Genomic DNA, 21,635 nt, shown 5'->3' with positions numbered 1-21,635 from the left:
CCCCCCGCGTCGCGCGCCGGCTCCCGCCGGTACCGCGACACAATGCGCCCATGGATCTGACCGCCGACATCCTCGTCGCCCTGATCGCCCTGCTCCACCTCTACATCCTGGTGATGGAGATGTTCCTCTGGGAGAAGGAGACCGGGCGCGGCTTCTCCGGCTTCGACGCCGAGATGGCCCGCGCCACCGCCCCCATGGCCGCCAACCAGGGCCTCTACAACGGCTTCCTCGCCGCCGGGCTCGTCTGGGGTCTCATCGCCGACGACCCCACCGGCTACCACGTCAAGATCTTCTTCCTCTCCTGCGTCGTCATCGCGGGCATCTACGGCGCCGCCACCGCCAACCGCCGCATCCTCTTCGCCCAGGCCCTGCCCGGCGCGCTCGCCCTCTCCGCCGTCATCGTCGCGGGCTGATCCCACCACGGCCCCTGCGTGCCGGTCGCGTTGTCACGCGTGCACCCGTGTCGGCGCTAACGTGATCCACGCCACTGTGTGACCGGAACAACACACAGAGCGAAAGGCTGGCGATGCACACCCCTCACGGCCCCGGCGCCTTCGTCGCCCACACGGGCACCGACGTCTACGGCCCCGGCAAGGTCATCGGCGTGGACGGCGCGCACCGGCGGGTGCGGTTCACGCGCTTCGTGGCGACGATCCTCGCGGACGACCTCCGCCCGGCGTCCCCCGCCGAGACGCGGGAGATCCAGGCCTGGCTGCGGGCCAAGCAGCGGCGGTACGGGGGCGACTGGTGATCCCGCCCGCGGACGTCCCGCGCCGGGTCCTGACGCGCGACACCCCCGTCCGGCGGTCGTCGGACGGGGGTGCGGGGCCGCGGGTACGGCTCGGTCGTCAGCCGTTGCCGGACAGGTCGATCGTCTTCGTGCGCTCGGCCTTCGTCTTGCCCAGCAGGGCGTCGCGCATCACGAAGGCCACGTCGTCGGCGGAGACCTCGTGCTTGGTGCCGTCGCCCTTGGTGATCATGATGCCGTCGAAGGCTCCGTCGAGGAGCCGCTCGATCGCCTTCTTGTCGTAGACCTCGACCAGGCGGCCGTCGATGGCCTTCATGGAGAGGATCTGCGGCAGCGACCTCGCGGGGCCGAACTGGATCTCCTTGCCGCCCGCCTTGATGGTGATGCGGTCGGACATCGCCGGCTGGGCGAACTCCCTCATCGCCCGGTCCAGCTCGGCCTTCGAGATCGAGGGCTTGAGCGTGGTGACCGGGAGCTCGACGACCTTGTTCCGGCCCGTCTCGACCTGTGCGCGGAAGGCGTCCCGGACGGAGATCATCGAGCGCTGGACGTCCATGCCGTTGCCGGGCTTGCCCTCGATGGGGGTCACCTTGTTCGGCGCGAAGCGGATCGTCGCCTCGGTCGCGGAGGCGGAGGCGCCCGCCAGGTCCCGCAGGGCGACGGCGAGCTTCTCCTCGTCGACCGGGAACACCGGCTTGGCGATCCGCTGCTCGCCGAAGAGCGAGCCGATGACGGAGACCGGGTTGTAGTCGCTGCCTGCGGCCGCGCGGACGGTCTCCTGGCTGTCGAGGGCGAGGCCCGCCTTCTCGGGCGGCATCTGGACCTTCTTGCCACCGACGCTGAGCTGGAGCGGCGCGCCGGCGCGCTTGCCGAGGGCGGCCTCCAGCTTGTTGACGGCCTCCTCCTTCGTACCGCCGCCGATGTCCACGCCCAGCACCGTGGTGCCCTTGGGGACGTCGGAGTGGTTGAGGAGCAGTCCGGCGCCGTAGGCGACGCCCGCGAGACCGACGACGCCCACGGCGACGAGGGCCAGCTTGGAGCGGCCCTTCTTCGCCGGGGCGCGGCTCGGCGCCGGCGCGGGGCGGGGAGCGGCGGGGGCCGGGGCCGTCTCGATGCGCGGGGTGAGGTTCGGTCGGGCCGCCGACGGCGGGACGACCGGGATGCCGCTCGTGAGGGTGTCGCCGGAGACGTGGCCACCACCGTCGGCCGCCATGCCCTGGCCGGGTCCCATGCCCTGGCCGCCGGGGGCCTGCGGGCGCATCGGTCCCGGCCCCTGGGCGGGCTTCGGGGCGGGCGGCTGGGGGGTCAGGATCGCCGTGTCGTCCGACATGCGCGGAGCGCCGCCGGGTACGCCGGGTGCACCGGGTACGCGAGGTGCGCCCGGGAACGGCGTGGTCGGCGCCGGGCCGCCGAGGGAGGCGGTGCCGGTGACCGGTCCGGTGGTGGGGCCGTTGGGGCCGGCGGGGCCGCGGTACGCGGGCGTGCCGCCCGCGGGCGTGCCGTCGTACCGGGGCGTGCCCGCCGCCGGGGTCCCGTCGTACATCGGTGTCCCGGCCGAGGGGGTGCCGTCGTAGATCGGCACTCCGCCCGTGGGCGGGCCGTCGTAGCCGGGCGTTCCCTCGTACCGGGGCGTGCCTCCGGCCGGGGTGCCGCTCTCGTACAGCGGGTTGCCGGCACCCGGGTGCGCCGTCACCGGGCGGCTCGACGGGGTCGTGCCGACCGTCGGGACGCCGGAGGTGGCGGAGCCCGCGAAGCCCGTGCCGGGGGCGTCCGGCGCCGCGGAGAGCGGGCCGGGGTTCGCCGGGGCGGCGGGCGCGGCCGGGGTCGGAGCGGGGGCGGGGGACGCCTTGCGCGGGGCGAACCAGTCGCTCGTCTCCTTCCCCTGCGGCGCCTCCTCGGCGCTCACCGGCTCAGGACCCGCGACCGGCTCGGGCGCCGGAGCCGGTGTCGGCTCCGCGACGGGCGCGGGTGCGGCCACGGGCGCGGCCTCCGGTGCCTTCTCCGCCGCGGACGCCTCGGTGACCGGCGTGCGGACGACGACCGGCGGGATCGGACGCGAACCCGGGATGTTGATCCGGATCCGGGTCGTCAGGGTCGTCTCGGTCTTGGGCTCCTCCGGCGGCGCGGGCGCGGCAGGGGTCTCCTCCGGCGCGTCCTGCGAGGGGTGGAGCGACGGATACTGGCGGGATCCGTACGGCGGTGTACCCGAGGGGTACGCGGCTCCACCGCGCCCCTGGGCGCCGGAGGACGAACTGTCAGTCTCTCGACCAGTTTCACGACTCAAAGCAGGATCTCCCGGTTGGCTCCACCGCCCGCTCTTGCAGATGCTCGTGTAACCCGGGCGGTTCGGCGGCGCGCACCACCATACTGGGCAGCGCCGCCGCATACCCGACCCCCGGGTGGCGGACGACGGGCAATCCGGCCGAAGTCAGGTGTCCCCGGTCTCAAGTCGTCCTGTTCACGGGGTCGGTCGCGGGAGCCGGGACAACGTGGCGCAGATCACAGCGATCGCCATGCCTCCGAAGAGGAACAGCAGCTCTCCGCCTCCTCCGCCGAACACCCCGTCGCCCTCCGGGCGTCCGAAGCTGAGCACGATGACGGCGACGAGCCAGCCCATGCCCGCGGCGACCACGCCGACCTGGGCACCGGTGGCCCGGAGCCCTCCGTAGAAGACGGCGGCGCTCGCGAGGAGCCCGAGAAGCAAGCCCGCGGGGAACCACGCGGCTTGGACGAGGGCTCCGGCGCCCCCGACGAGGGCGCCGAGGACGACCAGGACGCCGTACCAGGCGTATCGGGCGCCCCGGGAGGTCGGGAGGGGGGCCGGTGCGGGGGCCGGGGCGGGGGTCCGCGGGGAACCGCCCGAGGAGGCCCGGGAGGAGCCGCCCGAGGAGGCCCGGGGGGCGGCGCTCACGAGGTCACCCCCGCGAAGAGGTCCGTCTCGCGGACGCCGGCGGGGGCGCCGGGGGCGCCCTGGACCAGCTCGTAGTACTCGGTGGTGAAGATCGGCTGGCCCAGGTCGTTGGAGAGGGCGAAGAAGGGGCCGTCGACCGCGACTTGGGTGGCGTGCGCGGCCATCGCCGCGCTCTTGCGGGCCGTGAGCTCCGGGTCCGCGGCGATCTCGGTGGTGATCCGGTCCTCGTCGACGACCCCGGGGACGTCGTCGACGGCGGCGACGGCGGGGAAGGCGGAGCCCTCGGCGCGGAGCCGGGCGAAGCCGGCCTCGGCGACCGGGCGGGGGACACGGTTCCAGTAGATCTTGGCGATCGTGTGGGCGGGTCCGAGGTCGGGGCGGTAGTCCGGGTCGGCGGCGAGTTCGGCGGCGCGGGTGGCGACCCGGTGGGCCTGGATGTGGTCGGGGTGGCCGTAGCCCCCGTCGGGGTCGTAGGTGACGAGGACCTGGGGGCGGGTCTCGCGGATCACCTCGACGAGGTGGGGGGCGGCGGTGTCGACGTCCGTGTTCCAGAAGGCGTTCTCGCGCTTGTTCTGCTCGGCGCCCATCATTCCGGAGTCGCGGAAGCGCCCGGGGCCGCCGAGGAAGCGGTGGTCGGTGACGCCCAGCTCGGTCATCGCGGCGGCGAGTTCGCCGACGCGGTGCGGTCCGAGCCGGTCCTCGCGGTCGGGGGCCAGATGAGCGAGGGCGGGCGGGATGACCTCGCCCTCCTCGCCGAGCGTGCAGGTGACCAGCGTGACAAGGGCGCCCTCGGCCGCGTACCTGGCCATGGTGGCGCCGTTGTTGATCGACTCGTCGTCCGGGTGCGCGTGCACGAGGAGCAGACGACGGGCGGGAAGATCGGTCATGGCCCCAGCCTACGAGACCCGCCGCGCCCTACGAGGTCAGAACTTCAGGCCGCCGATCATGCTCGCCACGTTCGTCGTGAGCGTGCTGATGGACGGGGCGATGGAGGAGCTCGCCAGGTAGAAGCCAAGGAGCGCGCAGATCGCCGCATGTCCCGCCCTCAGCCCGGATTTCCGGATCAGCAGGAAGACGACGATCGCCAGCAGCACCACCACCGAAATCGAGAGTGCCACGGCGGTCCACCTCCACACTTCTTCGGTCGGATATTCGAGCGGTTCGGTCAACGAGCATGTGCCAGTCGGGTACATACCCACCTAGCGCTACGGATCATAACTATCCGTGCCATCGCATCGATCGGCGGACAGGGGCACGAGGGGGGCGCACGGCGCTAGTTTCAGCCGCATGACCTCGCCTCGACAGCCGTCGGCCGCACCCCTGGCCGCGCTCTCCTTCCCCCGCCAGCAGGCCCGGACCCAGCGCTTCACGCTGGGCGTTCCCCGCGGTTTCTCGGTCTCGCCGGACGGGGAGCGCGTCGTGTTCGTCAGATCCGCCTCGGGCACCGATCGCTCGCACAAGCTGTGGGTTCTCGACCTTCCGTCGGACGGCTCGCCGGTGGAGCGGGTGGCCGCCGATCCCGCGACGCTGCTCGCGGGAGCGGCGGAGGAGCTGTCCGCGGAGGAGCGGGCGCGCCGGGAGCGGAGCCGGGAGGGCTCGGGCGGGATCGTGGGGTACGCGGTGGACGCGGCCGTGGAGCTGGCGGCGTTCGCCCTGTCAGGGCGGCTGTTCACGGCGGAACTGCGGGCGGGGACGGCGCGGGACCTCCCGGTGCCGGGGCCGGTGATCGACCCGCGTCCCTCGCCGGACGGGCGGCTCGTCGCGTACGTGGCCGGGGGCGCGCTGCGGGTGATCGGAGCGGACGGTTCCGGCGATCTGGAGCTCGCCGTTCCGGAAGACGGCCACGTCTCTTACGGATTGGCCGAATTCATCGCCTCGGAGGAGATGGGCAGGGACCGCGGATTCTGGTGGTCCCCCGACTCGGACCGGCTGCTCGTCGCCCGCGCGGACGACCGGGCCGTACGCCGCTGGTGGATCGCCGACCCGGCGCATCCCGGGCGGGCGCCCCAGGAGGTCGCGTACCCGGCGGCGGGGACGGACAACGCCGAGGTGCGGCTCTTCCTCATGGGCCTCGACGGGGCGCGTACGGAGGTGGTGTGGGACCGGGAGCGGTATCCGTACCTCGCGCGCGTGCACTGGTCGGCGGCCGGGGCGCCGCTGCTGCTCGTCCAGGCGCGGGACCAGCGGGCCCAGCTGAACCTCGCGGTGGACACGGAGTCGGGGAAGACCGCGACCGTGCGGGCGGAGGAGGACCCCGCGTGGCTGGAGCTGTTGCCGGGGGTGCCCGCGTGGGCTCCGGACGGGCGGCTCGTCCGGGTCACGGACGAGAGCGGGGCGCGGGCCCTCGCCGTCGGGGACCGGCTCCTCACGGACGGGACGCTGCACGTCAGGGCGGTGCTCGGCTTCGGGGAGGACGACGTCCTCGTATCGGCTTCGGCGGGTGCGGCGGCCGCGGCGCCGGAGACCGGCGAGATCCATGTGTACCGGGTGACCGACCGGGGCGCGGAGCGGCTCTCCGAGGGGGTCGGGGTGCACCGGGCGGCGCGCTCGGGTCCGGTGACGGTGCTGGTCTCGTCGCGGCCGGACGTGCCCGGGAGCGTGGCGCGGGTGCTGCGGGACGGCGAGGAGGTCGCCGTGGTGGGCTCGTACGCGCAGGAGCCGGTGGTCTCCGCGCGGGTACGGCTCACGGAGGCGGGTGCGCGGCGGATCCCCTGCGCGGTGCTGCTGCCCACGGGATACACGGAGGGGGACGGCCCCCTTCCGGTGCTCCTCGATCCGTACGGGGGTCCGCACGGTCAGCGTGTGCTCGCCGCGCACCACGCCTATCTGACGTCCCAGTGGTTCGCCGACCAGGGCTTCGCGGTGATCGTGGCGGACGGGCGCGGCATGCCGGGCCGCTCCCCCGCCTGGGAGAAGGCGCTCCTGCGCGATCTGTCCCCCTCGCTCGACGACCAGGTGGAGGCGCTGCACGCGCTGGCCGGGAGCTTCCCGCTGGACCTGGACCGGGTGGCGATCCGCGGCTGGTCCTACGGCGGCTACCTCGCCGCCCGGGCGGTGCTCCAGAGGCCGGACGTCTTCCACGCGGCGGTCGCCGGGGCGCCGGTGACGGACTGGCGGCTGTACGACACGCACTACACGGAGCGGTACCTCGGCACCCCGCAGGACGATCCTGAGGTGTACGCGGCGCAGTCGCTGCTCGGCGACCACGGTCTGACGGCGCCGGAGGAGCCCGCGCGGCCGATGATGGTCGTGCACGGCCTCGCCGACGACAACGTGGTGTTCGCGCACGCGCTGCGGCTCTCCTCGGCCCTGCTCGCGGCCGGCCGGCCGCACGAGGTGCTGCCGCTGTCCGGGGTCACGCACATGACGCCGCAGGAGCAGGTGGCGGAGAACCTGCTCCTGCTCCAGGTGGACTTCCTGAAGAGGTCCCTCGCGAGGAAGGAGTAGGTCACCAGCCGGGCGGCGGCGGGTACGGCGGGGCCGGGGGCGCCCCGTACGAGCCGTACGGGCCGTAGGGGTCGGGCGTGGCGGCCGGGGCGCCGCGGCCGGCGAGGAGGACGAGCACCGCGATGCCGCCGAGCACCTCGAGGACGGCGGTGAGGACGTACATCTGCTCGACGGTGCGGGCCTCCGCGAAGTACGGGATCAGCTCGAAGCGGACGACCCTCGCGAGGAGGGCGAGGCCGGTCGCCGTCAGGAACGCCCCGGCGAGCAGTCCGAAGGCCCGGGTGTGACGGGCGCGGGCGAAGGCGGAGACGGCGGCGGTGCCGTACAGCGCGACGAGGATCACCGCCAGCCAGCCGGGCGGAGGCGAGAGGATCGGCCCCATGAGGGACCGGCCGCCGAGGAACCGGTCGACGGTGATCTCCGGGGGAAGCTCGAAGGCCGTGTACGCCTCCCACAGGACGACGGAGACGGCACCGACGGCGAGGAGGATCCCGGCGGTGACGGCCGGGCCCGTGCGGGGCCGGGTGGGCAGCTGCTCGTGCGGACCGTCGGCCCGGCGGCGGCCCGCGGCGGCGGTGGCGACGAGGCCGGTGGCGAGGGCGAGTTCGAGGAGGGCGGTGACGAGCGCGCCGCTCCCGGGCGCCCAGAGGCCGGGCAGGCGCAGGGCGAGGGTCACCGCGCCGGCCGCGACGAGCGCGGAGGCCGCGTGGCGGGAGCGCAGGGCGGCGACGGCGGTGGCGACGCAGACGACGAGGAGCAGGGGGTCGGCGAGGGACGTGGCGACCCGACCCCTCACGAGGTACGTGGTGCCTGGGTCCCCGGTCCATGACCACGCGAGGTCGGCGGGTGAGCCGAGCGCGGCGAGGTCCTTGAGGATCCACACGGCGGCTATGAGGGCGAGCGCGGCGCAGAGCGCGGCGCCCGTGAGACGTGCCGGGCGTGTCACTGTCACGGACCCGATACTCACGGTCGCGACCCACCGAAACAAGCGGTTCCGCATGGACGGGGGTGACGAGGGGGGCGGGAGCGGCCGGCCGGGGGTCGCTGATGCGCCCCCGGCCGGCTCACGGCACCCGCACGGCCGTACGTCGACGATCGTGCCGTGTCCGTATATCGGAGCCGAGTCGGCCGCATTGCCCGCGGGTTAAAGCGACTTGGGCGTGTCCCCGCCGTTCGTCCCGTTCGTCTCTTCGTGCTCCTCGCCGTTCTCGCCGTTCTCCGGGGGGACCACCTGCTTCTCCTCCGCGAAGTGGCAGGCCGAGTCGTGCTTCGCCGGGCTGTCCGTGAGGCGGAAGACCGCCGGGACTGCGAGCAGCGGGACTTCCAGGGCGCAGCGCTCCTGGGCCTTCCAGCAGCGGGTGCGGAAGCGGCAGCCGGAGGGGATGTTGGCCGGGGAGGGGACGTCGCCGGTGAGGATGATGCGCTCGCGGTGGGCGCGCGCCTCCGGGTCCGGGACGGGGACGGCCGAGAGCAGGGCCTGGGTGTACGGGTGGGTCGGGTGGTCGTAGATCTGGGCGTCGCTGCCGATCTCGACGATCCGGCCGAGGTACATGACGCCGACCCGGTCGGAGATGTGCCGCACGATCGAGAGGTCGTGGGCGATGAACACGTACGAGAGGGAGAACTCGGTCTGGAGGTTCGCCAGGAGGTTGACGACCTGTGCCTGGACCGAGACGTCGAGGGCGGAGACGGGTTCGTCGGCCACGATGATCTCGGGCTGGAGCGCGAGGCCGCGGGCGATGCCGATGCGCTGGCGCTGGCCGCCGGAGAACTGGTGCGGATAGCGGTTGATGTACTCGGGGTTGAGGCCGACGACGTCCAGGAGGTCCTGGACCTTGCGGCGCCGGTCGCCCTTGGGGGCGACCTCGGGGTGGATCTCGTACGGCTCGCCGATGATGTCGCCGACCGTCATGCGCGGGTTGAGCGAGGTGTACGGGTCCTGGAAGACCATCTGGATGTTGCGGCGGACGGCCTTGAGGGCGCGCGGGGACAGCGTGGTGATGTCGTCGCCCTTGTAGCGGATCGATCCGGAGGTCGGCCGCTCCAGGTTGACCAGCATCTTCGCGACCGTCGACTTGCCGCAGCCGGACTCGCCGACGATGCCGAGGGTCTCTCCGGCGGCGAGGTCGAAGTCGACGCCGTCGACGGCCTTCACCGCGCCGACCTGCTTCTTGAAGAGGATGCCCTGGGTCAGCGGGTAGTGCTTGTGGAGGTCCCGGACTTCGAGAATCGCCTCAGCCATGGAGGCACTCCTTCCAGAAGTGGCAGGCGCTGGCGCGCGGTACCGGGGACTCGGTCACGTCGTACAGCGGGGGCTCTTCGGTGCGGCAGCGGTCCCGGGCCAGGGGGCAGCGCGGGTTGAAGGCGCAGCCGGGCGGGATGGCGAGGAGGTTGGGCGGCAGGCCCTTGATCGCGTAGAGCTCCTGGCCCTTCTGGTCCAGGCGCGGGATCGAGTCGAGGAGGCCCCGGGTGTAGGGGTGGGCGGGGGCCTTGTAGATCTCGTGGACGGGGGCATGTTCGACGATCCGGCCCGCGTACATGACGGCGATCTTGTCGGCGACGTCGGCGACGACCCCGAGGTCGTGGGTGATGAGGATGAGCCCCATGTTGAGCTCGCGCTGGAGCTCGGCGAGGAGGTCCATGACCTGGGCCTGGACGGTGACGTCGAGGGCGGTGGTCGGCTCGTCGGCGATGATCAGCTCGGGTTCGAGGGCGAGCGCCATCGCGATCATGATGCGCTGGCGCATGCCGCCGGAGAACTGGTGGGGGTACTGGCCGACGCGTTCCTTGGCGGCGGGGATGCGGACCCGGTCCATCAGCTCGACGGCCTTGGCCCGGGAGTCCTTGCGCGACATGCCCTTGTGGACCTGGAACATCTCGCCGAGCTGGTCGCCGACGCTGACGACGGGGTTGAGCGAGGACAGCGCGTCCTGGAAGACCATCGCCATCTTGGCTCCGCGGATCTTGCGCCGTTCGTCCTCCTTGAGCTTCAGGAGGTCCTGGCCCTGGAAGAGGATCTCCCCGCCGCTGATCTTGCCCGGCGGGATGTCGAGGATGCCCATGACGGCCTGGGCGGTGACGGACTTGCCGGAGCCGGACTCGCCGAGGACGGCGAGGGTCTCCCCCGCGTCGACGGAGTAGTTGACGCCGTTGACCGCCTTCGCCACCCCCTCCCGGGTGTGGAACTCCACGTGCAGGTCGCGCACTTCGAGCAGCATGGGTCCCTACCTCAGCTTCGGGTCGAGGGCGTCGCGGACGGCGTCGCCGAGCATGATGAAGGCGAGCACCGTGATGGCGAGCGCGCCGGAGGGCCAGAGGAGCATCTGCGGCGCGTTGCGCACGTAGGGGGCGGCCGAGGAGATGTCGATGCCCCAGGAGACGGTCGGGGGCTTGAGGCCGACGCCGAGGAAGGAGAGCGTGGCCTCGAGCGAGATGTACGTGCCGAGGGCGATCGTCGCGACGACGATGACGGGCGCGAGGGCGTTGGGCGCGATGTGCCGGAGCAGCATGCGGTTGTTGGAGGCGCCGAGCGCGCGGGCGGCCTGGACGTAGTCGTTCTGCTTGGCGGTGATGACGGAGCCGCGGGCGATGCGGGAGATCTGCGGCCAGCCGAGGAGCACCATGAAGCCGATGACGGGCCAGACGCTGTTGCTGCTGACGACGGAGAGCAGGACGAGGCCGCCGAGGATGACGGGGATGGCGAAGAAGACGTCGGTGATGCGGGAGAGGAGGCCGTCCCAAGCGCCGCCGTAGAATCCGGCGAGGCCGCCGAGGACGGAGCCGAGGAGGGTCACGCCGAGGGTGGCGAAGACGCCGACCTGGAGGGAGGCCCTGGCCCCGTAGACGGTACGGGTGTAGACGTCGCAGCCCTGGCCGTTGAAGCCGAAGGGGTGGCCGGGCTGGGAGCCCTCCTGCGCCTTGGAGAGGTCGCAGTCGAGGGGGTTGCCGCTGGCGATGAGCTGCGGCCAGATGGCGATGACCACGAGGAAGAGGATGATCAGGCCGGAGATGATGAAGATCGGGTTCCGGCGCAGGTCGTGCCAGGCGTCGGACCAGAGGGAGCGCGGCTTCTTGTCGGGGCCGGTGCCCTCTGGGCCGCCCGGCGTCTTCTCCAGCGTCTCGCCCTCGTCCATCGCGAGGTCGGTCCCGCCTCCGGCGCCGGTGTGGTTGATCGCGCGGCCGTCGTCGAACGGCTGAGGCTGCTCAGGCATAGCGGATCCTCGGGTCAAGGACGGCGTACAGGAGGTCGACGAGCAGGTTCGCCACCAGGAAGACCAGGACGAGGACGGTCACGAAGCCGACCACGGTCTGGGTGTTCTGGCGGAGGATGCCCTGGTAGAGCTGGTAGCCGACACCGTGGATGTTGAAGATCCGCTCGGTGACGATGGCTCCGCCCATGAGCGCGCCGATGTCGGTGCCGATGAAGGTCACCACGGGGATGAGGCTGTTGCGCAGCAGGTGGCGGGTGATGACCCGGTGGCGGGGCAGGCCCTTGGCGGTCGCGGTGCGGACGTAGTCGGCCCGCTTGTTCTCGGCGATCGAGGTCCGGGTGAGCCGGGTGACGTACGCGAGGGAGACCGAGGCGAGGACGAGGCCCGGGACGATCAGTTCGTTGAACGGTGCGTCGCTGGAGACGGCCGGCTTGATCCAGCCCCACTCCACTCCGAGGAGGAGCTGGAGGATGAGGCCGGTGACGAAGGTCGGGATGGAGATCACGATCAGAGTCAGCAGCAGCACGGAGGTGTCGATGGGGTGGCCGCGCTTGAGGCCGGTGAGGACGCCGAGGCTGATGCCGATGACGATCTCGAAGAAGATGGCGACGATGGTCAGGCGGATGGTGACCGGGAAGGCGCTGGCCATCAGCTCGGTGACTTCCTGGCCGTTGAAGGCGGTGCCGAAGTCGCCGGTGAAGACGTTGCCCATGTAGGTCAGGTATTGCTGCCAGACGGGCTTGTCGAGTCCGAACTCCTTCTCCAGCTGCGCCGCGGTCGCCGGGTCGCACTGGCGGTCGCCGCACAGACCGGCGATGGGGTCGCCCATCACGTTCACCATCAGGAAGATCAGCAGCGTGGCGCCGAAGAAGACCGGGATCATCTGCAGCAGTCGCCGGATCACATAACGACCCATGGGGGGCTCCGGGGGTTGGCTCCGGGTAGGGGGTTGGCTCCGTGGAGGAGGGCTCCGGGAGGAGGTGCTCCGGGAGGAGGTGCTCCGGGAGGAGGCCGGCTCCGGGGAGGCGGTGGAAGGCGTACGGCCCGGCGCGGCGGTCTCCGCTGGCCGGGCCGTACGCCGCCGACCTCCTACGGCGTCAGTTGACCTTGATCTGGTCGTAGACCGGGACGCTGAACGGGTTCAGCGTCACGCTGGAGACGCGCTCCGAGTAGCCGGCGCTGCCGTTCTGGTACCAGAGCGGCACGGCGCCCATGTCGTCGCGGAGGATGCCCTCGGCCTGCTGGAAGAGCCCGACGGCCTTGGCGATGTCGGACTCGGCGTTGGCCTGGTTGACCAGCTTGTCGAACTCCGGGTTGGTGTACTTGCCGTCGTTGGACGAGGCGTTGGTGTAGTACAGCGGCTGCAGGAAGTTCTGGATGAGCGGGTAGTCCATCTGCCAGCCGGCGCGGAACGGGCCCTGGAGCTTCTGGGTCGTGACCTGGTTGCGGTAGTCGGCGAAGGTGCCGACGGGGTTGCCGACGCAGGCCGTGTCGTTGCCGAGGGCCCGGTTGATGGAGTTGCAGACCGCGTCGACCCATTCCTTGTGGGAGCCGGTGTCGGCGTTGTACGAGATCTTCATGGTGCCGCCGGGGATGCCGCCGCCCTCGGCGACGAGCTTCTTCGCCTCGGCCGCGTCGTACTTGCAGAAGTCGCCGCAGACGTCCTTGAAGCCGCCTTCCTCGCCGAGGACCGGGGAGGTCCAGTCGACGGCGGGGGTACGGGTCTTCTGGAAGATCGTCTCGGTGATCTGGTTCCGGTCGATCGCCATGGAGATGCCCTGGCGGAGCTTCTCCTGTCCGGGCTTGTTCCAGGCCGCGTCGTAGAACGGGAAGGCTAGGGTCTGGATGATGCCGGCGGGGACGTTGATGTACCGGTCGCCGAGGTCGGCGGAGACGTTCTTGAGCTGGGCGGCGGGGATGTCGTCGACGAGGTCGAGGTTTCCGGCCGTCAGGTCGGTGTAGGCGGTGTTGTTGTCGGTGTAGACCTTGAGGGTGATGCCGCCGTTCTGGGCCTTGTCGGTCCCGGGGTAGCCGTCCCACCTCTTGAGGGCCATCTCGGAGCCCTTGGAGTAGGAGTCGACGGTGTACGGGCCGTTGCCGACGGGCTTCGAGAGCCAGGCGGCGCGGTCGTCGAAGAAGGCCTGGGGCAGCGGTGAGAAGGCCGCGTAGCCGAGGGTGATGGGCCAGGTGGAGAACTTCTGGGTGAGCTTGACCGTGAAGGTCTGGGGGCCGGTGACCTTGAGGCCGGACATGGACGTGGCGGACGGCTCGCCCTTCTCGGGGTGGACCTTGTCGTAGCCCTCGATCTGGCCGAAGAAGTAGGCGTTCTTCTGGTTGTTCTTCAGATCGGCGCCGTAGTTCCACGCGTCGACGAAGGACTTGGCGGTCACCTTCTCGCCGTTGGAGAAGGTCCAGCCGTCCTTGACCGTGATGGTGAAGTTGATCGAGTCGGTCGTCTCGATCTTCTCGGCGAGCATGTCCTTGGCCTCGCCGGTCTTCGGGTCGTACTGCTTGAGCCCCCGGAAGATCATGGACAGGACCTTGCCGCCCTGCACCTCGTTGGTGTTGGCGGGCTCCAGTGGGTTCTGCGGGTCTCCCCACGAGGAGGTCACGATGCCGTCGGCCCCTCCGCCACCACCACCGCCACTGTCGTCGCCGCCGCCACATGCGGTCGCCGCGAGGGCGACTGCGGTGGCCAGAGCGGCCCACTTGGCGTGCGTGGCTCCGCGCATGGAGTGCCTCCCATATGTCCCTAAGTGTGACTTAGGGCTCAATATGACCCGAAATCAGGAGGCGTGCATGTTGTCGGCACCCATCGGTGCGACGGCGACGACGGCGGCGAGCGCCGCCCGGCGGGTGACGGTCCTGGGAGTGTCCTTCCGATCGGGCCGGGTCAGCCGAGCAGGCGGCCGAAGGTACGGGCGTCGACGACGCCGTCGGCGGGCAGGCCCGCGGCCGTCTGGAAGGTGGTGACCGCGGTCTGCGTGCCGGCGTCGAAGACGCCGTCGACCGCGGTGGGGACGCCACGCGCGCCGAGCAGGACCTGTACGGCCCTGACGGCCTCGCCCGACGCGTCCCGCCGTACGGGGGCGACGAGCTGGTGCCAGGTCTGGTTGCCCGCCAGACCGTCGGCGGTCGCGTGCACCAGGCCCTGGAAGTCGCGCACCGCCTTCTCGGTGGCCGGGCCGAACGACCCGTCGGCGGTGAGCGCCGCCCCTCGGCCGACGAGCAGGTGCTGGAGCGCCCGCACCTGGTCGCCCGTGGCGCCTGCGCCGCCCGCGTCACCTGCGCCGCCCTCGCCGCCCGTGCCGCCCGTGTCGCCCGCGCGCAGCACCGGCCAGAGCGGCGCCGTCGGGTCGCCGCCGATCCGCGCGGCGACGTCCCGCCGCAGTTGCGGCAGCAGGACGTAGAGGCGGTCGCCGGGGCAGTCGGTGGCGTTGAAGTCCCGGTGGCCGTAGATCTGGTAGGCCCGCAGCCCGTACTGGCGGCAGATGTGGGCGCACAGGTCGACGAGCGCCGCGTACTGCGCGCCGCGCGGGTCGACCGAGGTGTAGGTGCCCTCGTTCTCGATGCCGATGGCGACGGCGTTCTGTCCGGTGCAGTGCGCGGACTCGACGGTCCGGGTCCCGCGTCGGAGCTCGGCCAGGCTGCCGTGCCGGCCCTCGACGACGTACGCCCCGCGGCTGATGGAGAAGTGCTGCCCGGTGTCGGTCCAACTCCGTCCTTCCATCGCCCAGTTCTGCATGGAGCGGGCGAGCCGGAAGGCCTGTTCCTGGGAGTGGTCGGTGACGTTGGGAGTCGCCGTGTGGTGGACGATGATCTTGACCGGAGGGGTGGGGAGGATCGTCAGGGGGCCGCCGGGCGGGCGGGCGCCCCAGACGGCACAGTCCGCGATGACGGGGGCGTCGGCGGCGGCCCGCGCCCGGTCGGCGAGGCCGACGGGCAGGACGGTGGCGGCGCCGAGGGCGAAGGCGCCGGTGAGGAGGGTGCGGCGGCGGGGGTTCGGTCCGGTGACCGTGGTCATGGGCGATCGTCCTTCGTGGCTGCCGGTGCGGTGGTCCGGAGGGCTCTCTTAGGGCGCGCACCTCGCACGCCCAGCCGAGGATGTCCCTGCCGTCGGCCCGCGCCGTGTACGCCGTCCCGTCGCCGCCGCAAAAACCCCCGCGAGGCCCCCTGGGAGTCGCACGCGGACAACGGGAACGCGAAAGGCCCCCGGCACCCTTGCGGGTGGCGGGGGCCTCTCGGTGTCCGGGCGAACCGGATCGGATGGCGCTTCGGTGCGTCAGTGCACCGGGACGACCTGCTTCTCCTCGGCGAAGTGGCACGCCGAGAAGTGGGCGGCCGGGGTGTTCTGGCCCTGGAAGCGCGCCGGGACCGCGAGGATCGGCGTCTCCTGGGAGCAGCGCTCCTGCGCCTTCCAGCAGCGGGTGCGGAAGCTGCAGCCCGACGGCGGGTTGGCCGGCGAGGGGACGTCACCGGTGAGGATGATCCGCTCGCGGTGCGCGCGCGCCTGCGGGTCCGGGACGGGGACGGCCGAGAGCAGGGCCTGGGTGTACGGGTGCGTCGGGTGCTCGTAGATCTGCTCGTCCGTACCGATCTCGGCCATCTTGCCGAGGTACATGACGCCGACGCGGTCCGAGATGTGCCGGACGATCGACAGGTCGTGCGCGATGAAGAGGTAGGAGAGGTTGAACTCCTCCTGCAGCTTCCCCATCAGGTTGATGACCTGCGCCTGGACGGAGACGTCCAGGGCCGAGACCGGCTCGTCGCAGATGATGATCTCCGGGTTGAGCGCGAGGCCTCGGGCGATGCCGATGCGCTGGCGCTGACCGCCGGAGAACTGGTGCGGGTACCGGTTGATGTACTCCGGGTTCAGACCGACGACGTCGAGGAGCTCCTGCACCTTGCGGCGCCGGTCGCCCTTCGGGGCCACCTCGGGGTGGATGTCGTACGGCTCACCGATGATGTCGCCGACCGTCATACGCGGGTTGAGCGACGTGTACGGGTCCTGGAACACCATCTGGATGTTGCGGCGGACGGCCTTCAGCGCGCGCCCGGACAGCTTGGTGATGTCCTGGCCCTTGTAGAAGACCTCGCCGGCGGTGGCCCGCTCCAGGTTCATCAGGAGCTTGGCGACCGTGGACTTGCCACAGCCGGACTCGCCCACGATGCCGAGGGTCTCGCCCTGGTAGAGGTCGAAGGAGACCCCGTCCACGGCCTTGACCGCACCGACCTGCTTCTTGAAGAGGATGCCCTGCGTCAGCGGGAAGTGCTTCTGCAGGTTGCGCACCTGGAGGATCGGCTCGCCGCGGCCCACAGGGGCGTCGAGAGCGGCGGCCACGGCCTCGTCGTTCTTGCCGATGTCAGCCATGGATCGTCTCCTTCCAGAAGTGGCAGGCGCTCTTACGGCCCGGGAGATCCGAGCCGTCCTGCTCGGTCACCGGCGCCAGGGCCGGGATCTCCGTACGGCAGATGTCGTCGGCCTTGGGGCAGCGCGGGTTGAAGGCGCAGCCGGTGGGCACCTTGAGCAGGTTCGGCGGCAGGCCCTTGATCGCGTAGAGCTCCTGGCCCTTCTGGTCCAGGCGCGGGATCGAGTCCAGGAGGCCTCGGGTGTACGGGTGCGCGGGGCGCCCGTACAGCTCGTGCACCGGGGCCTGCTCGACGATCCGGCCCGCGTACATGACGGCGATCTTGTCCGCGACGTCGGCGACGACGCCGAGGTCGTGGGTGATCAGGATCAGACCCATGTTGTATTCCTGCTGGAGCTCCGCGAGGAGGTCCATGACCTGGGCCTGGACGGTCACGTCGAGAGCCGTGGTGGGCTCGTCGGCGATGATCAGGTCCGGCTCCAGGGCGAGCGCCATGGCGATCATGATGCGCTGGCGCATACCACCGGAGAACTGGTGGGGGTAGTCGCTGACCCGCGCCTTGGCGGCGGGGATCTTGACCTTGTCCATCAGCTCGATGGACTTGACCTTGGCGTCCTTCTTGGACATGCCGTGGTGCACGCGGAACATCTCGCCGAGCTGGTAGCCGACGGAGAGGACCGGGTTGAGGGAGGACAGCGCGTCCTGGAAGATCATCGCGATCTTCCGGCCGCGGATCTTCCGCCGCTCCTCCTCGGACATCTTCAGCATGTCCTCGCCACGGAACAGGATCTCGCCGTGCGGGATCTTGCCCGGGGGCATGTCGAGGATGCCCATGATGGCCTGCGCGGTGACGGACTTGCCGGAGCCGGACTCGCCGAGGACGGCGAGGGTCTCGCCGGCGTTCACCGAGTAGTTGACTCCGTTGACCGCCTTGGCCACACCGTCACGGGTGTGGAACTCGACGTGCAGGTCGCGGACTTCGAGCAGCGGACCGTTGTGGTCGGCTCCCCCGCGCGGCGCGGGGACGGTCGCGGTGTTGTCGATGATGCTCATCTTTTACGCCCTCCTCAGCGCAGCTTGGGGTCGAGGGCGTTGCGGACGGCTTCGCCGAGCATGATGAACGCCAGAACGGTGAGGCTCAGCATGATCGAGGGCCAGAGCAGGACGTGCGGGGCCACTCGGATCTGGGCGACACCCGCGGAGATGTCGACACCCCACGAGACGGTCGGGGCGGCGAGGCCCAGGCCGAGGAACGACAGGGTGGCCTCGGCCGAGATGTAGCCGCCGAGCGCGATGGTCGCGACGACGATCACGGGGGCCATGGCGTTGGGCAGGATGTGCCGGAAGAGGATCCGGGTCGTGCCGGCGCCGAGGGCCTTGGCCGCGTGGACGTAGTCGGCCTGCTTGACCGTGATCACGGCACCGCGCATGACGCGGGTGATCTGGGTCCAGCCGAGGAACGCGAGGGCGAAGACGACGACCCAGACGGTCCGCTCGACGAAGGCCTGCAGGACGACCATGGCGCCGAGCAGGAACGGGATGCCGAAGAAGACGTCGGTCAGGCGGGACAGAACCGCGTCGACCCAGCCGCCGAAGTAGCCGGAGATCATGCCCATGATGCCGCCGACGAAGGTGACGATCGCGGTGACGCAGATGCCGACGATGATCGACGCGCGGGTGCCGTGGATCAGTCGGGCGTACACGGAGCGGCCCTGCTGGTCGTAGCCCAGCCACTCGGGCGAACCGATGCTGCCCAGCTCGGGCTTGCTCAGGAAGTGGTGGACCAGGTCACCGGCGGTCGGGGACGCGCTGGTGAAGAGGGTCGGCCACGCCGAGATCAGCAGCAGCAGCGCGATCAGCACGGAGGAGACGATGAAGTACGGGTTGCGGCGCAGGTCGGCCCAGGCATCGCCCCAAAGGCTGCGGGCCTTCTCCGACTTCGCCGCCGGAGCGGACGCGTCCACCGAGGGGGTGGCGACGGCGTCCTCGACTGCGGTGGCGGTCTTGGTCACGTCAGGCATACCGGATCCTCGGGTCCAGGACCGCGTACAGCAGGTCGATGAGCAGGCTGGTGACGAGGTAGACGATCACCAGGATGGTGACGAGGCCCACCAGGGTCGAACCTTCGCGCCGGGAGATCGACTCGGCGATGACGCCGCCGATTCCCTTGATGTTGAAGATCGCCTCGGTGACGACCGCGCCGCCCATGAGGGCGCCGATGTCGGTGCCGAGGAAGGTGACCACGGGGATCATCGAGTTGCGCATCAGGTGGACGCCGATGACACGGCGCCGCGGCAGGCCCTTGGCGACGGCCGTACGCATGTAGTCGGCGCGCAGGTTCTCCGCCATGGACGTACGGGTGAGCCGCGCCACATAGGCGAGCGAGAGACCGCCGAGCACAATGGCCGGAGCGAGCATCTCGCTCAGGACCGGCTCGGTGCTGACGTTCGGTGCGATCCAGCCCAGGTTGAAGGCGAACACCATCTTGATGATGTAGCCGAGAACGAAGACCGGGATCGAGATGATCAGCAGGGTGAAGATCAGGATCGCGTTGTCGGCCAGACGGCCGGCGCGCAGACCACCGATGATGCCCAGGCCGATACCGAAGATCAGCTCGATGGCGAACGCGAGGGCCGCCAGCTGGAGCGTGATGGGGAACGCGTCGCCGAGCACTTCCGTGACCGGTCGGCCGTTACGGATCTGGGTACCGAAGTCCTGGTGCCAGATCATGTCCCACATATATGTGACGTACTGCACCCACTGGGGCCGGTCAAGGCCCAGCTCATGGCGCTTCGCGGCGAGAGTCGCCGGGTCGGCGCCCTTGTCGCCGAACATCGCCAGCACGGGATCACCGGGCAGGCTGCGCACCATGAGGAAGATCAGCAGGGTCGTCCCGATGAAAACCGGGATCATCTGGAGCAGTCGTCGTGCGACATAACGCCCCATCATGCCTCCGTTGAGATGTGACAGCGGCAACCGACGGGCCCTCCCATGGCACAGCTATGCCCGTATCCGGGCACGGCTATGTCGTGGAAGGGCCCCCCAGCCACTGCGTAAGGCACCGAGACGGGACTGACGATCCGTCAGTCCCGAGACGGCGTGCGGACTACGCTCGGTTGATTACTTCTTGACCTCGACGCCGGTCAGGATCGGGTCGCCGTCCTGGCCGTAAGCCACGCCCGAAACCTTCTCGGAGTAGCCCGCGTTGACCTTGTAGTACCAGAGCGGGATGGACGGCATGTAGTTGACCAGGTCCTTCTCGATGGCCTGGAACTGCTTCACCGACTCGTCCAGCGTCGCCGCGGAGTCAGCCTTGGCGATCTTGGCGTCCAGCTCCTTGTTGGAGAAGTCGCCCTGGTTGCCCGCCGCACCCGTGCGGAACAGGTCCGAGATGAAGTTGGCGTTCACCGGGTAGTCGAGCACCCAGCCGGAGCGGTAGAGCGACTTGACCTGCTTGGTCTTGCGAGCGGTCAGGTCGGCCTGGAAGTCCGGCTTGCCGTCGCCGACACACTGGACGGTCGTGGCCTGGGTGATGGAGTTGCAGACAGCGTCCACCCACTCCTTGTGGCCACCGTCGGCGTTGAACTGGATGGAGATCTTGTTGCCGGGGACGCCGCCGCCGGCCTTGATGAGCTCCTTGGCCTTCGCCGGGTCGAACTTGGTGACGCCGGCGCCACCGTCCTCCTGGAAGCCCAGGACACCCTTGGCGACCCAGCCGGTCGCCGGCTCACGCGTACCCTGCAGCACCGTCTTGGTGATGGTGGCACGGTCGATCGCCATGGACAGACCCTGGATGACGCGGGGGTCGATCTGCTTCGGCTTCTTCCACTGGTCAGAGTAGAAGGCGACGGCGATGGTCTGGATGGCGGAGTACGCCTGGTCCACGGCACGGTCGCCGAGGTCCTGACGGTAGACCGGGAGGTCCTTCGGCGCGATCTGACGCAGGACGTCGACGTTGCCGGACTTCAGGTCCTCGTACGCGGCCTCGAGGGTGGTGTAGTTCTTGAAGACCACACCGCCGTTCTTCGCCTTGTTCGGGCCCTTGTAGCCGTCGAATCGAGTGATCTCGATCTTCTTCTTGCGGTCCCAGGCCTTGAACTTGTAGGGACCGTTGCCGACCGGCTTCAGGCCGCCCGCGGTCGGGTCCTTGTAGAAGGACTCGGCCATCGGCGCGAAGACGATGTAGGCCAGCTTGTGACCGAAGTACGGGACGGCCTTCGAGAGCTCGATCTTGAAGGTGGTCTCGTCGACGACCGTCAGACCCTCGAGCTTGTCGGCGGTCTGCTTGGCGCCCTCGGCGTCCGGGTGGACCTTGTCGTAGCCCTTGATGTCCGCGAACCAGGACGCGAGGCCCTGGGCGTTCTTCAGGCTGGCGTTCCAGTTCCACGCGTCCACGTAGGACTTCGAGGTCACGGCGGTGCCGTCGTGGAAGGTCCAGCCCGGCTTGAGCTTGACCGTCCAGGTCTTCGAGTCCGTCGTGGTGACCGACTCGGCGTTGATCATCTCCAGCGAGCCGTCAGCCTTGTAGTCGACCAGGGTCGAGAACAGGCCGGCCATGACCGCGGAGCCGTTGGACTCCATCGTGTCACCGGTGAGCAGGGGCTTCTCAGGCTCGCCCAGCTCGATGGAGAAAATTCCGTTCGGGTCAACAGCGCCCTTGCCGTTGCCGGCGTCGTCGCCCTTACCCCCGCCACAGGCGGTCGCAGCCAGGGCGACGATGATCGCGCCCGTTACCCACTTGGCGCTCTTGGCACCGCGCATGGGTTCCTCCTCATGAGTCCACTTGTCACTACAAGAGGGGCACTTCGAGTTTCGCCGACACCCCTGACGGCGTTGGACTCAAGTGCCCCGAGTGTGCTCGTGAGTCGGCACTCCCCACAGTGCGTGACCCATTGACCCGAGCTCAATGGAGCCAACTATTAAGTACGCCCGGGCTGTAAACCACACTT

At 70.4% G+C, this 21,635-nt stretch carries 19 protein-coding genes; 3 read left to right on the top strand and 16 right to left on the bottom strand.

From position 1 onward, the window contains the following. The first annotated feature begins 50 nt into the window (after positions 1 to 50). Together SGA01_RS39230 and SGA01_RS39225 are read left to right on the top strand one after the other, a co-directional pair. On the top strand, positions 51 to 413 hold the full coding sequence (locus SGA01_RS39230; RefSeq protein WP_055641493.1) for a DUF1304 domain-containing protein: 363 nt from the start codon (positions 51 to 53) through the stop codon (positions 411 to 413). Positions 414 to 526: 113 nt separating this feature from the next. After that, a complete protein-coding gene (locus SGA01_RS39225) occupies positions 527 to 751 on the top strand; it encodes a hypothetical protein (protein WP_141303047.1) in 225 nt (74 codons plus the stop codon). Positions 752 to 848: 97 nt separating this feature from the next. Here SGA01_RS39225 and SGA01_RS39220 read toward each other — a convergent pair whose 3' ends face one another. The 4 genes from SGA01_RS39220 to SGA01_RS39200 all read right to left on the bottom strand — a co-directional run bounded on the left by SGA01_RS39220 (position 849) and on the right by SGA01_RS39200 (position 4,777). Further along, positions 849 to 3,032, bottom strand: a complete 2,184-nt coding sequence (locus SGA01_RS39220; protein WP_174867691.1) for a peptidoglycan binding domain-containing protein — start codon at positions 3,030 to 3,032, stop codon at positions 849 to 851. Positions 3,033 to 3,206: 174 nt separating this feature from the next. Further along, positions 3,207 to 3,659 (bottom strand): DUF6113 family protein, encoded by a 453-nt coding sequence (locus SGA01_RS39210; protein WP_141303043.1) that lies wholly within the window; start codon positions 3,657 to 3,659, stop codon positions 3,207 to 3,209. Further along, positions 3,656 to 4,546 carry an N-acetyl-1-D-myo-inositol-2-amino-2-deoxy-alpha-D-glucopyranoside deacetylase gene (mshB, locus tag SGA01_RS39205; RefSeq protein WP_141303041.1) on the bottom strand — a complete coding sequence of 297 codons (891 nt, stop codon included), beginning with the start codon at positions 4,544 to 4,546 and terminating at the stop codon, positions 3,656 to 3,658. The genes SGA01_RS39210 and mshB overlap by 4 nt, the downstream gene beginning before the upstream one ends. Positions 4,547 to 4,582: 36 nt before the next feature. Next, on the bottom strand, positions 4,583 to 4,777 hold the full coding sequence (locus tag SGA01_RS39200; protein WP_024756440.1) for a hypothetical protein: 195 nt from the start codon (positions 4,775 to 4,777) through the stop codon (positions 4,583 to 4,585). Between the two features lie 169 nt (positions 4,778 to 4,946). On the opposite strand from SGA01_RS39200, the gene SGA01_RS39195 reads away from it, so the two are divergent. Next, positions 4,947 to 7,106: a S9 family peptidase gene (locus SGA01_RS39195; RefSeq protein ID WP_141303039.1), complete on the top strand. Its 2,160-nt coding sequence runs from the start codon at positions 4,947 to 4,949 to the stop codon at positions 7,104 to 7,106. 1 nt (position 7,107) lies between these two features. Here SGA01_RS39195 and SGA01_RS39190 read toward each other — a convergent pair whose 3' ends face one another. The 12 genes from SGA01_RS39190 to SGA01_RS39130 all read right to left on the bottom strand — a co-directional run bounded on the left by SGA01_RS39190 (position 7,108) and on the right by SGA01_RS39130 (position 21,447). Next, positions 7,108 to 8,058 (bottom strand): hypothetical protein, encoded by a 951-nt coding sequence (locus tag SGA01_RS39190; RefSeq protein WP_229917625.1) that lies wholly within the window; start codon positions 8,056 to 8,058, stop codon positions 7,108 to 7,110. 192 nt (positions 8,059 to 8,250) lie between these two features. Beyond that, a complete protein-coding gene (locus tag SGA01_RS39185; RefSeq protein ID WP_141303037.1) occupies positions 8,251 to 9,348 on the bottom strand; it encodes an ABC transporter ATP-binding protein in 1,098 nt (365 codons plus the stop codon). After that, positions 9,341 to 10,324, bottom strand: a complete 984-nt coding sequence (locus SGA01_RS39180; RefSeq protein WP_141303035.1) for an ABC transporter ATP-binding protein — start codon at positions 10,322 to 10,324, stop codon at positions 9,341 to 9,343. Before SGA01_RS39180 ends, SGA01_RS39185 begins: the two co-directional genes overlap by 8 nt. 6 nt (positions 10,325 to 10,330) lie before the next feature. Beyond that, on the bottom strand, positions 10,331 to 11,317 hold the full coding sequence (locus tag SGA01_RS39175) for an ABC transporter permease (RefSeq protein WP_141303033.1): 987 nt from the start codon (positions 11,315 to 11,317) through the stop codon (positions 10,331 to 10,333). Next, positions 11,310 to 12,233, bottom strand: coding sequence for an ABC transporter permease (locus SGA01_RS39170; RefSeq protein WP_141303031.1), 924 nt, complete (start codon positions 12,231 to 12,233; stop codon positions 11,310 to 11,312). Before SGA01_RS39170 ends, SGA01_RS39175 begins: the two co-directional genes overlap by 8 nt. A gap of 181 nt (positions 12,234 to 12,414) precedes the next feature. Then, positions 12,415 to 14,049 (bottom strand): peptide ABC transporter substrate-binding protein, encoded by a 1,635-nt coding sequence (locus tag SGA01_RS39160; RefSeq protein WP_141303029.1) that lies wholly within the window; start codon positions 14,047 to 14,049, stop codon positions 12,415 to 12,417. 161 nt (positions 14,050 to 14,210) lie between these two features. Then, the gene (locus SGA01_RS39155) at positions 14,211 to 15,341 is read right to left on the bottom strand and encodes a peptidoglycan recognition protein family protein (protein WP_141303027.1); all 1,131 of its coding nucleotides are present in this window, start codon (positions 15,339 to 15,341) and stop codon (positions 14,211 to 14,213) included. Between the two features lie 258 nt (positions 15,342 to 15,599). Next, positions 15,600 to 16,688 (bottom strand): ABC transporter ATP-binding protein, encoded by a 1,089-nt coding sequence (locus tag SGA01_RS39150; RefSeq protein ID WP_055641505.1) that lies wholly within the window; start codon positions 16,686 to 16,688, stop codon positions 15,600 to 15,602. Then, positions 16,681 to 17,739, bottom strand: coding sequence for an ABC transporter ATP-binding protein (locus SGA01_RS39145; RefSeq protein WP_055641506.1), 1,059 nt, complete (start codon positions 17,737 to 17,739; stop codon positions 16,681 to 16,683). Before SGA01_RS39145 ends, SGA01_RS39150 begins: the two co-directional genes overlap by 8 nt. A gap of 14 nt (positions 17,740 to 17,753) precedes the next feature. Next, on the bottom strand, positions 17,754 to 18,707 hold the full coding sequence (locus SGA01_RS39140; RefSeq protein WP_141303025.1) for an ABC transporter permease: 954 nt from the start codon (positions 18,705 to 18,707) through the stop codon (positions 17,754 to 17,756). Next, the gene (locus SGA01_RS39135) at positions 18,700 to 19,632 is read right to left on the bottom strand and encodes an ABC transporter permease (RefSeq protein ID WP_055641508.1); all 933 of its coding nucleotides are present in this window, start codon (positions 19,630 to 19,632) and stop codon (positions 18,700 to 18,702) included. Before SGA01_RS39135 ends, SGA01_RS39140 begins: the two co-directional genes overlap by 8 nt. A gap of 174 nt (positions 19,633 to 19,806) precedes the next feature. Next, positions 19,807 to 21,447 carry a peptide ABC transporter substrate-binding protein gene (locus tag SGA01_RS39130; protein ID WP_141303023.1) on the bottom strand — a complete coding sequence of 547 codons (1,641 nt, stop codon included), beginning with the start codon at positions 21,445 to 21,447 and terminating at the stop codon, positions 19,807 to 19,809. Positions 21,448 to 21,635: the final 188 nt, after the last annotated feature.

It is taken from the genome of Streptomyces gardneri (assembly GCF_006539185.1).
Lineage (GTDB): Bacteria > Actinomycetota > Actinomycetes > Streptomycetales > Streptomycetaceae > Streptomyces > Streptomyces gardneri.
The sequence above is the reverse complement of the archived record's forward strand: the minus strand, read 5'-3'. Positions and strand labels throughout refer to the sequence as shown.